The organism is Rhizobacter sp. (assembly GCF_035702065.1).
GTDB lineage: Bacteria > Pseudomonadota > Gammaproteobacteria > Burkholderiales > Burkholderiaceae_C > Rhizobacter.
Genome location: NZ_DASSRA010000425.1, coordinates 1 through 10,301, shown reverse-complemented (window position 1 = coordinate 10,301; position 10,301 = coordinate 1). Strand labels below are relative to the sequence as shown.

Genomic DNA, 10,301 nt, shown 5'->3' with positions numbered 1-10,301 from the left:
CATTGACTGGCTGATCCCGCACCAAGCCAACATCCGCATCATGCACGGCACGGCCAAGAAGCTGAAGCTGCCGCTGGAAAAGGTGGTCGTCACCGTCGACGAGCACGGCAACACCTCCGCCGCTTCCATTCCGCTGGCACTCGATTCGGCCGTGCGCGCCGGCTCCGTCAAGCGCGGCGACACCGTCATGCTCGAAGGCGTGGGTGGTGGTTTCACCTGGGGCGCCGTCCTGCTGGACCTCTGATCCGGCGTTGCTCGTCCGTCGTATCTGCCGCGAAGACAAGAAAGCGTTGCCATGACAACACCGTTTGCATTCGTATTCCCGGGACAGGGCTCACAGTCCGTGGGCATGTTCAATGCCTGGGGCGATCACCCCGCTGTCCGGTCCACCCTCGCCGAGGCGTCGGAAGTTCTGGGTGAAGACGTGGCTGGCGTCGTCCAGCAAGGTCCCAAGGAGACGCTGGACCTCACCACCAACACCCAGCCCTACATGCTGACCGCCGGTGTGGCTTGCCTGCGAGCCTGGCTGGCCGAGACCGGTCTGCAGCCCGCCGTGGTCGCTGGCCACTCGCTGGGCGAGTACACCGCGCTGGTGGCGGCTGGTTCGCTGACGCTGGCGCAGGCTTTGCCGTTGGTGCGCTTCCGCGCACAGGCCATGCAGCAGGCCGTGCCGGTGGGGCAAGGTGCGATGGCCGCGATCCTGGGTCTCGATGCGGGCGTGGTGATCGAAGGCTGTGCCGAGGCAGCGGCGCAGGCTGGTGAGCCCGTCGAAGCGGCGAATTTCAACGACCCCAAGCAGACTGTGATCGCGGGCACCAAGGCCGCAGTGGATCGCGCCTGTGAGGTGCTCAAGGCCAAGGGCGCCAAGCGTGCGCTGCTGTTGGCGGTATCGGCGCCGTTCCATTCGAGCTTGATGAAGCCGGCTGCCGAACAGCTGAAGGTCCGTTTGGCCGATACCGCCCTGGCCGCGCCGCAGATCCCTCTCATCAACAACATCGACGTGGCAGTGCAAACCGACCCGCAAGCCATCCGCGATGCGCTTTACCGCCAGTCCTTCGGCGCTGTGCGCTGGGTCGAGACGATCCAGGCGATCCGCGCACGAGGCATTTCCCACATCGTCGAGTGCGGGCCAGGCAAGGTGCTGGCCGGCATGGTCAAGCGCATCGACCCCGAGGCCACCGGCTTGGCAATGTTCGACCCGTCCACGCTGACTGAAGCGAAAGGTGTGCTGTCATGAGCGAAGTCCAGACATCCGGGCAGGTCGCGCTGGTCACCGGTGCGTCACGCGGTATCGGCCGGGCGATCGCAGTAGAGCTGGCCAAGCAAGGCATGAAGGTCATCGGCACCGCCACAACCGAAGCGGGTGCGCAGGCCATCACCGAGGCTTTGGGTGCCTACCCGGGCAGTCGTGGGCTGTGCCTGAATGTCAACGATGGGCCGGGTGTTGACGGAGCGATCGAAGCGATCGTCAAAGAGCATGGTGGCCTGCACGTGCTGGTCAACAACGCCGGCATCACGCGCGACATGCTGTCCATGCGCATGAAAGACGAAGACTGGGACGCTGTGATCGACACCAACCTCAAGGCCGTCTTCCGCACCAGCCGCGCGGCCACCCGGCCGATGATGAAGCAGCGCTATGGCCGCATCATCAACATCACCTCGGTTGTCGGCGCCAGTGGAAACGCAGGCCAAGCCAACTACGCGGCCGCCAAGGCCGGCGTGGCGGGCATGACCCGCGCTCTGGCCCGTGAACTCGGTAGCCGCGGTGTCACCGTGAACTGCGTGGCGCCGGGCTTCATCGAAACCGACATGACCAAGGCGTTGTCCGAGCAGCAGACCAGCGCCCTCATGGCGCAGATCCCGCTCGGTCGCCTGGGCCATGCCGCCGACATCGCCCACGCGGTGGCCTTCCTCGCCTCGCCGCGGGCGGCCTACATCACCGGCACTGAACTGCACGTCAATGGCGGCATGTTCATGAACTAGTTTTTGGATCGTTTTACCCGGTTCCCTGGCCCGACCGGCACGCGCTGGGAGTGTCTTAGAGCAGACACCCTACAGGCCGTAGAATCTCGGGCTGTTTACGTAAACCCTCCTGGAGGAGTCATGAGCGATATCGAAGCACGTGTGAAGAAAATCATTGCCGAACAACTTGGCGTGCCTGAGGCCGATGTGTCCAATGAGAAGGCCTTCGTGGCCGACCTGGGCGCCGACTCGCTTGACACGGTGGAACTGGTCATGGCGCTTGAAGACGAATTCGGTATCGAGATTCCCGACGAAGAGGCCGAGAAGATCACCACCGTCCAGTTGGCGATCGATTACGCGCTGAAGCACCAGAAGGCCTGAGTTCGGAGTGTCGTCAATGACTCGTCGCCGCGTCGTCATCACCGGTCTGGGGCTGATCAGCCCCGTGGGCAACACGGTGGAAGAAGGCTGGGCCAACTTGGTCGCCGGCCGTTCCGGCATCGACACCATCACTCGGTTCGACGCGTCGGCCTTCAGTTGCCAGTTCGCGGGTGAGGTGAAGGGCTTCCAGGTCGAGGACTACATCCCCGGCAAGGAAGTGCGCCACATGGACACTTTCATCCATTACGGTGTGGCGGCCTCGGTGCAGGCTGTGCGCGATGCCGGCCTGCCGACGGGCGACCAGCTCAGTGAAGAGCAGGCCGAGCGCATCGGCTGTCTGGTGGGTTCGGGCATTGGCGGTCTGCCGATGATCGAAGAGACGCATGGCGACTACACGGCCCGTGGGCCACGGCGTATTTCTCCGTTCTTCGTGCCGGCCTCGATCATCAACATGATCTCCGGGCACGTCTCGATTCGCTTCGGCTTCACTGGCCCCAATCTGGCCATCGTCACGGCCTGCACGACGGGCTTGCATTCGATTGGGCAGGCAGCACGCATCATCGAGTACGGCGATGCCGACGTGATGATCGCCGGTGGTGCCGAGTCGACCATCTCACCGCTGGGCATTGGCGGCTTCACGGCACCTCGCGCGCTGTCGACCCGCAACGACGACCCGAAGACCGCCTCCCGCCCTTGGGACAAGGACCGCGACGGCTTCGTTTTGGGCGAGGGCGCAGGCGTTCTGGTGCTCGAGGAGTACGAGTACGCCAAGAAGCGCGGCGCGAAGATCTACGCCGAACTGGCCGGCTTCGGCATGGGTGCCGATGCCTTCCACATGACGGCGCCCAACGTCGACGGCCCCAAGCGCTCCATCAAGGCGGCGCTGCGCAATGCCGGCATCAATGGCGACCAGGTGCAGTACCTCAATGCCCACGGCACGTCCACACCGCTTGGCGATGTGAACGAAACCAACGCCATCAAGCTGGCCTTTGGCGACCACGCCAAGAAGCTGGTGGTGAACTCCACGAAGTCGATGACTGGGCACTTGCTCGGCGGAGCCGGTGGCATCGAATCGGTGTTCACCACGCTGGCCGTGAACAAGCAGATCTCGCCACCCACCATCAACATCTTCAACCAGGACCCTGAGTGTGACCTGGATTACTGCGCCAACACGGCGCGTGACATGAAGATCGACTACGCGGTGAAGAACAACTTCGGGTTCGGTGGCACCAACGGCACGCTGGTGTTCAAGCGCGTCTGATCATGCCGCCGGGCGGCGGACATCATGCACGCCTCTCCTCCTTTCCAGATGATCGTGCGACGGTTCGGCGTGTGGCAGGCCGCGTTGGTGCTGTTGGTGTGTGCGGCGGCCATGGTGCTCGCTGCCTGGGCGCAACGCGCCATCGAGGTTCACCTTGCGGCCGTCTGCATTGCGCTGGCTGTGCTGGTGCTGTCTTCCGTGGCGACCCTGTTCCACGCTTTACACCTGCGGCCTGCGAGTCTGCGCTGGGACACGCAGCGCTGGCATCTGGGCCCGATGGCTACCGCCGGGCACGAACCTGGCGCAGGCCGCTTGATGGTGGCACTGGATCTCGGAGCTTGGATGTTGTTGCGCTTTGTGCCCGAAGAAGGCTCGCGATGGCATCGCGGGACCTGGCTTCCCGTGCAGCGTCTCGGTCACGAGGCTTCCTGGCCCGCGCTGCGCACTACGGTATATTGCGCGCGCCCTGTTTCCCTGCCCACCGTGGCACCGTTCTGAACCGCTGAATGACCGCCACCGACGCCGATGCTCCCCTGATCGAGCGCGTCAAGCTCGGAGACGTGAAGGCGTTCGAGATGCTGGTGGTGAAGTACCAGCGCCGCATCGAACGCCTGATCGGTCGGATGGTCCGTGACGTCGACCTGGTGCCCGACATCGCACAGGAAACCTTCATCCGTGCTTACCGTGCCATCCCGCAGTTCCGCGGAGACCGTGCTTTCTACACATGGCTGTACCGCATTGCCGTGAACACAGCCAAAAAGGCCTTGGTCGACCTGAAGCGGGACCCAGTTGTGACGGAATCCGCACGTTTGGGCCGGGCGGAGGACGATGAAACTTCCCGTGTTGAAACCGAACTAAGCCACGGCGAAACCCCCGAAGCCATGCTGGCGAGCAAAGAAATTGCTTCCGCCGTGAATGCGTCCATCGAAGCGCTGTCTGAAGACCTGCGCCAGGCCATTACGCTGCGAGAGATCGAAGGCCTCAGCTATGAAGAGATCGCTGAGGTCATGAATTGCCCGATCGGCACCGTGCGGTCCCGGATCTTTCGCGCGCGTGAAGCCATCGCGCTGCGTTTGCGCCCTTTGCTGGACACACGCGAAGGGGAGCGGTGGTGAACGCGAACGGGGTGAAGTGTTTGAGTGCTGGAGGTTGTGATGTCTCAAGGTTCTGAAAGCAAGCGGCCAGCGATGGACGATTTGTCTGCGCTGATGGATGGTGAACTCGAGGCTTCGGCCGTCGGGCGAGCCTGCAGCCAGTGGCGTGAGGACGATGAGACGCGGGCCAACTGGCATGCCTATCACCTGATTGGCGATGTTCTGCGATCGGATGACCTTGCCTCCGAGGGCGTGCGCGATGCGGCCTTCCTCGCCGCTTTCCGGCAGCGTCTGGCTCAGGAGCCTGTGGTTCTCGCCCCGGCATCCGTGGCCAGCAGCGTGACGGTGCGCCATGCAGCCAAGCGTCGGCTTGCATGGGCGGCACCCGCGGCAGTGGCGGCAGGCTTCATGGCCGTGGCGGGCGTTTTGGTCGTCACCCAGATGTCGGGCGGCGGTGGTGATTCGCAGCCCGACTCAGTTTTGGCGGCTTCGCGTGAGGTGGGGTCCGGGATGGTGGCGGTCTCCGCCGGCTCTTCTCCTGGGCTGGCAGCCGAGACGCCTGTGGTGGTGTTGAACGGCCAACTGATCCGCGACGTGCGACTGGACGAGTACCTCGCGGCCCACAAGAAGTTTGGCGGCAGCTCGGTGCCGGGAGGGCCGTCGGGCTTCCTGCGCAACGCGGCGGCCGACGGCTCCGCGCGCTGAGTTGCTGACGTTCCCATGCTGTCTCGCCTGCCCGCCTTTGTAGTCGCCTGTGCCGCAGTTGCTTCCGTGCCTCTGGTCTACGGCCAGAACGCACTGACGAGTTCCGACCCATTGGTCGAGGCTCGCGAGACTCGCGCCTGGCTGGCGCGCATCCAGGAGGCGGCCAATCGGCGCAACTTTGCGGGGACCGTGGTGGTCAGCGCCGGTGGCCTGGTCGCGAGCACGCGCATTGCCCACTACTGCGAAGGTGGTGACCAGTTCGAGCGCATCGACTCGCTGGATGGGCAGGTGCGCAATGTGTTCCGGCACAACGATGTGGTGCATACCGTTTGGCCTCAGCGGCGCGTGGCGGTGGTCGAGCAGCGCGACCAGATGAGTTCATTTCCTGGGCTGCTGCAGGCCGGGAGCGAGCGTGTGCAGGAGTTCTACGAGCTCAAACCCGTGTCTGTGGAGCGCGTGGCCGGGCATGAAGCCAATGTGCTGATGCTCAAGCCGCGCGACAAGTTGCGCTTCGGCTATCGGCTGTGGGCCGAGAAGACCACCGGCTTGCTGCTGCGAGCGGAAGTTCTGGGTGAGCGCGGCGAAGTGCTCGAGTCGTCTGCCTTCTCCGAGGTGTCGATTGGTGTTCGGTCTCAGCCGGACACCGTGGTTCAACCCGTCAAGCGCCTCGACGGTTTCCGGGTGCTGAAGCCGGTGCTCGTGCCGGCGCGTCTGGACGCCGAGGGCTGGGTCATCAAGGCCTCCGTACCCGGCTTCCAGATGGTCAGCTGCGTGAAGCGCAAGTTCGACAGCCCGGCCCAGTCACCCACAGGTGGCTCGGAGCAGCAGCTCCTGCAAACGGTCTACTCCGACGGTTTGACCTATGTCTCCATCTTCATCGAGCCCTACAACCCGGAGCGCCATGCGCGGCCGGTAGCCACGGTGATTGGTGCCACCCAGACCACCATGCGTCGCGTGGGTGATTGGTGGGTCACGGCGATGGGCGATGTGCCGCCTGCGACCTTGCACCAATTCGCTGCCGGGGTGGAGCGCAAGAAATAGCATTTGCACGCGGTCGGCGCTGCGCGCTGCAGCGCTGTGTGAGGGGTGATCCAAGGGTTTCACATTCGAGGGGGTCGTATGCGTTTGAGCGTTTCCAACGGGTCGGCTGATCTGAGTCGCCGCGCTTTCCAGCGCTTCGCAGCTGTCCTGGTGACGGCGGCTGTCGTCGGTGTGGCCGGCGCGTTCACGCCGCTGGCCAGCCACGCGCAGACGCGCGAACTGCCGGACTTCGCGGACCTGGTCGAGCGTGTGGGGCCGGCGGTGGTCAACATCCGGACCACGGAGAAGGCGCCTGAAGGTCTGCGCTCGCCGTTCAGGCGTCGCTCGCCCACCTTGCAGGGCAGCGACGAAGTGCCGCGTGGCGAAGGCTCGGGTTTCATCCTCAGTGCCGATGGCTATGTGATGACCAATGCGCACGTGGTCGAGGGAGCGACCGAGGTCTACGTCACGCTCACCGATAAGCGCGAGTTCAAGGCCAAGATCATCGGCGCCGACGAGCGCACCGATGTGGCGCTGGTCAAGATCGAAGGCTCGGGCCTGCCGCTTTTGCGCATCGGCGATGTGAATCGCTTGCGCGTCGGCGAGTGGGTAGTGGCCATCGGTTCGCCGTTCGGTCTTGAGAACACCGTGACGGCCGGTATCGTCAGCGCCAAGCAGCGCGAAACCGGCCTCGACATCCCATTCATCCAGACCGACGTGGCCGTGAACCCAGGCAACTCGGGCGGGCCGCTGATCAACATCCGCGGCGAGGTGGTGGGCATCAACTCGCAGATCCTGAGCCCCGTCGGCAGCTTCGTCGGCATCTCATTTGCGATCCCCATCGACGAAGCCATGCGCATCGCCGACCAGCTCAAGGCGTCCGGCCGCGTGGTGCGTGGCTACCTGGGCATCCAGCCCACCGACGTGCCGCGCGAGTTGGCTGAGGAGTACGGGCTGAACAAGGGCAAGGCCAAGGGCGCATTCGTGCGACAGGTCGTGCCGGGTGCGCCTGCGGACAAGGTAGGTATCCAGCCGGGTGACGTGGTGCTGTCCGTCAATGGCAAGGCCGTCGATGGTGCCGTGGATCTGCGCCGCACGCTCGGTGCCTTGAAGCCGGGTTCGACGGTGACTCTGCAGATCAGCCGCCGCGGCAAGCTGATGGAGTTCAAGCCCAGCCTCGGAGAGCTCAATCCTCAAAGCGCATCCAATGAGCGATCGGAAAGCGGTGACACCCGCACCTCGTCTGCCGCCAAGGTCTGGGGCCTCACGGTGGCCAATCTCACCGATGCCGAGCGGCAGGCGGCGCGTGGCGTGTCGGGTGTGCGTGTGACGGCCGTTGCAGCCGGGGCCGAAGCGGTGGGACTGCGCGTCGGTGACGTGATTCTGGCCGTGGGCACGACGGATATCGCCGACGTCAAGCAGTTCGATGCCTTGGTCGCCAAGCTCGACAAGGCGCGCGCGCTACCGGTGACGGTGCTGCGTGGCGAGTGGGCGCAGTTCCTGCGGATTCCGGTCGTGAAGTGAATCGCCGGGCAGGGTTCAAGGAAAGCCGAGCGCGGTTTGGGGCCTTCTCAACAGAAAAAAATACCTGCCGCATCCGCCCACAGTTAAGTGAGTGTGCGCACACATAAATGAACGCAGATTCTCTCTTCGGTCACATACAATGACAGCCAGACGCGGCTCTTTATCTTCACCGCTGGCAACGAGTCCCAGCCCCTTCAACTATCCCCAAGCTACCCACAACCAATTGTGGATAAATTGTTGATAGATTTTGATGTTGGCGACTCGCAACGGCGCGAAATCAAGCAATGGCGCGGTTTTCAGCAGAGGCCTTTTGGCTACAATGAAAGCCCAACAAGCAGTTGCCATACGTTTTGTTGGAAGGCGCGTCAAAAGTTCGACGTGCCTTTTTTTTAGCCTCTTTTCAGTCTCCGCGCGGCGCACCGCGCTCCTTTCCGTCTCGCGATTGAGAGCTTTCACTGCAACGGTTGAGCCGTTGCCTCTTCAGCGAAGAGCCTCTCGACGAGCACACTGCAGTTCGCATGGATCACATCCGCAATTTCTCCATCATTGCCCACATTGACCACGGCAAGTCGACGCTGGCTGACCGTCTGATCCAGCGCTGCGGCGGCCTGAGCGATCGGGAGATGGAGGCGCAGGTGCTCGACTCGATGGACATCGAGCGCGAACGAGGCATCACCATCAAGGCCCAGACCGCGGCGCTGAACTACACCGCACGCAATGGCCAGGTCTACCAGCTCAACCTGATCGACACCCCGGGGCACGTCGACTTCTCTTATGAAGTGAGCCGCTCCTTGTCGGCCTGCGAAGGGGCGCTTCTGGTGGTCGATGCCAGCCAAGGCGTCGAAGCCCAGACCGTGGCCAACTGCTACACCGCCCTCGACCTCGGGGTGGAAGTGGTGCCAGTGCTCAACAAAATGGACCTGCCCCAGGCAGACCCGGCGCGTGCCAAGGAAGAGATCGAAGACGTGATCGGTATCGACGCCGAGCACGCCATCCCCTGCAGCGCCAAGACCGGCGAAGGCATCGACGACATTCTGGAGGCCGTGATCGCCCGCATGCCGCCGCCCAAGGGCAAGGCGGACGCGCCCCTTCGCGCCATGATCATCGACTCATGGTTCGACAACTATGTCGGCGTCGTGATGCTGGTGCGGGTGGTCGATGGCGAGCTCAAGAAGGGTGAGCGTTTCAAAATGATGGCCAGCGGTGCTGCCTACGCGGCCGAACAGCTGGGGGTCTTCACACCCAAGTCGCTGTCGCGCGAAGTCCTCAAGGCCGGCGAAGTGGGTTTCGTCATCGCAGGCATCAAGGAACTGCAGGCCGCCAAGGTGGGCGACACCTTGACGCTGGAGAAGAAGCTGCCGAACAACCTGGGCCCGGCCGATGAGGCCTTGCCCGGCTTCAAGGAGATCCAGCCACAGGTGTTTGCCGGTCTCTACCCGACCGAGGCCAGCGAATACGACCAACTGCGCGACGCGCTCGAGAAGCTCAAGCTCAACGACTCGTCGTTGCGCTATGAGCCCGAGGTGTCGCAGGCGCTGGGTTTCGGCTTTCGCTGCGGCTTTCTGGGGCTGCTGCACATGGAGATCGTGCAGGAGCGCTTGGAGCGTGAGTTCGACCAAGACCTGATCACCACCGCCCCGTCGGTCGTCTACGAGGTCGAACTCAACAGCGGCGAGGTGCTGAAAGTCGAAAACCCCTCCAAGATGCCCGACCTGGGCCGCATCAAGGAGATCCGCGAGCCCATCGTCACGGTGCACCTCTACATGCCGCAGGACTATGTGGGCCCGGTGATGACGCTGGCCAACCAGAAGCGCGGCACCCAGATCAACATGGCCTACCACGGCCGCCAGGTCATGCTCACCTACGACATGCCGCTGGCGGAGATCGTGCTGGACTTCTTCGACAAGCTCAAGAGCGTGTCGCGCGGCTATGCCTCCATGGACTACGAGTTCAAGGAGAACCGCGCCTCCGACGTGGTGAAGGTCGACATCCTGCTCAACGGCGACCGGGTCGACGCGCTGTCGATCATCGTTCACCGGGCTCAAAGCCAGTACCGTGCGCGCGCCGTGGTGGCCAAGATGCGCGAGCTGATTTCGCGCCAGCAGTACGACGTGGCGGTGCAGGGTGCGATCGGGGCCAACATCATTGCGCGTGAGACAATCAAGGCCCTTCGCAAGAACGTGATCGCCAAGTGCTATGGCGGTGACATCACACGCAAGCGCAAGCTGCTCGAAAAACAAAAGGCTGGCAAGAAACGCATGAAGCAAATCGGCTCCGTCGAGGTGCCTCAGGAGGCGTTCCTGGCCATCCTCCAAGTGGACGATTGATGGGTTCTCTGACCGGTTTGCTGTATG

Annotated in this window: 11 protein-coding genes; all 11 read left to right on the top strand. The window is 63.5% G+C overall.

Annotated elements, in window-relative coordinates; genetic code table 11:
• On the top strand, positions 1-244 hold a 244-nt coding region (locus VFL64_RS18790; RefSeq protein WP_489541908.1), incomplete at its 5' end, for a 3-oxoacyl-[acyl-carrier-protein] synthase III C-terminal domain-containing protein.
• A 51-nt stretch (positions 245-295) separates the two neighbouring features.
• Complete coding sequence (gene fabD, locus VFL64_RS18785; protein ID WP_489541907.1) at positions 296-1,237, top strand: ACP S-malonyltransferase; 942 nt, start codon at positions 296-298, stop codon at positions 1,235-1,237.
• Complete coding sequence (gene fabG / locus VFL64_RS18780) at positions 1,234-1,983, top strand: 3-oxoacyl-ACP reductase FabG (protein ID WP_489541906.1); 750 nt, start codon at positions 1,234-1,236, stop codon at positions 1,981-1,983. Before fabD ends, fabG begins: the two co-directional genes overlap by 4 nt.
• A gap of 120 nt (positions 1,984-2,103) precedes the next feature.
• A complete protein-coding gene (gene acpP / locus VFL64_RS18775; RefSeq protein WP_201805636.1) occupies positions 2,104-2,343 on the top strand; it encodes an acyl carrier protein in 240 nt (79 codons plus the stop codon).
• Between the two features lie 16 nt (positions 2,344-2,359).
• The gene (gene fabF / locus VFL64_RS18770; RefSeq protein WP_489541905.1) at positions 2,360-3,604 is read left to right on the top strand and encodes a beta-ketoacyl-ACP synthase II; all 1,245 of its coding nucleotides are present in this window, start codon (positions 2,360-2,362) and stop codon (positions 3,602-3,604) included.
• 24 nt (positions 3,605-3,628) lie between these two features.
• Positions 3,629-4,102: a hypothetical protein gene (locus VFL64_RS18765; protein ID WP_489541904.1), complete on the top strand. Its 474-nt coding sequence runs from the start codon at positions 3,629-3,631 to the stop codon at positions 4,100-4,102.
• Between the two features lie 8 nt (positions 4,103-4,110).
• Positions 4,111-4,719 (top strand): RNA polymerase sigma factor RpoE, encoded by a 609-nt coding sequence (rpoE, locus tag VFL64_RS18760; protein WP_489541903.1) that lies wholly within the window; start codon positions 4,111-4,113, stop codon positions 4,717-4,719.
• 72 nt (positions 4,720-4,791) lie between these two features.
• On the top strand, positions 4,792-5,403 hold the full coding sequence (locus VFL64_RS18755) for a sigma-E factor negative regulatory protein (RefSeq protein ID WP_489541902.1): 612 nt from the start codon (positions 4,792-4,794) through the stop codon (positions 5,401-5,403).
• Positions 5,404-5,418: 15 nt separating this feature from the next.
• Positions 5,419-6,444, top strand: coding sequence for a MucB/RseB C-terminal domain-containing protein (locus tag VFL64_RS18750; protein ID WP_489541901.1), 1,026 nt, complete (start codon positions 5,419-5,421; stop codon positions 6,442-6,444).
• Between the two features lie 150 nt (positions 6,445-6,594).
• Positions 6,595-7,947: a Do family serine endopeptidase gene (locus VFL64_RS18745; protein ID WP_489541900.1), complete on the top strand. Its 1,353-nt coding sequence runs from the start codon at positions 6,595-6,597 to the stop codon at positions 7,945-7,947.
• Positions 7,948-8,465: 518 nt separating this feature from the next.
• A complete protein-coding gene (gene lepA, locus VFL64_RS18740) occupies positions 8,466-10,274 on the top strand; it encodes a translation elongation factor 4 (protein ID WP_489541899.1) in 1,809 nt (602 codons plus the stop codon).
• Positions 10,275-10,301: the final 27 nt, after the last annotated feature.

Coding starts and splice junctions, on each gene's coding strand:
- VFL64_RS18765 (WP_489541904.1), top strand. CDS start 3,629: ATGCACGCCTCTCCTCCTTTCCAGATGATCGTGCGACGGTTCGGCGTG.
- fabG (WP_489541906.1), top strand. CDS start 1,234: ATGAGCGAAGTCCAGACATCCGGGCAGGTCGCGCTGGTCACCGGTGCG.
- fabD (WP_489541907.1), top strand. CDS start 296: ATGACAACACCGTTTGCATTCGTATTCCCGGGACAGGGCTCACAGTCC.
- VFL64_RS18755 (WP_489541902.1), top strand. CDS start 4,792: ATGGACGATTTGTCTGCGCTGATGGATGGTGAACTCGAGGCTTCGGCC.
- rpoE (WP_489541903.1), top strand. CDS start 4,111: ATGACCGCCACCGACGCCGATGCTCCCCTGATCGAGCGCGTCAAGCTC.
- fabF (WP_489541905.1), top strand. CDS start 2,360: ATGACTCGTCGCCGCGTCGTCATCACCGGTCTGGGGCTGATCAGCCCC.
- lepA (WP_489541899.1), top strand. CDS start 8,466: ATGGATCACATCCGCAATTTCTCCATCATTGCCCACATTGACCACGGC.
- acpP (WP_201805636.1), top strand. CDS start 2,104: ATGAGCGATATCGAAGCACGTGTGAAGAAAATCATTGCCGAACAACTT.
- VFL64_RS18750 (WP_489541901.1), top strand. CDS start 5,419: ATGCTGTCTCGCCTGCCCGCCTTTGTAGTCGCCTGTGCCGCAGTTGCT.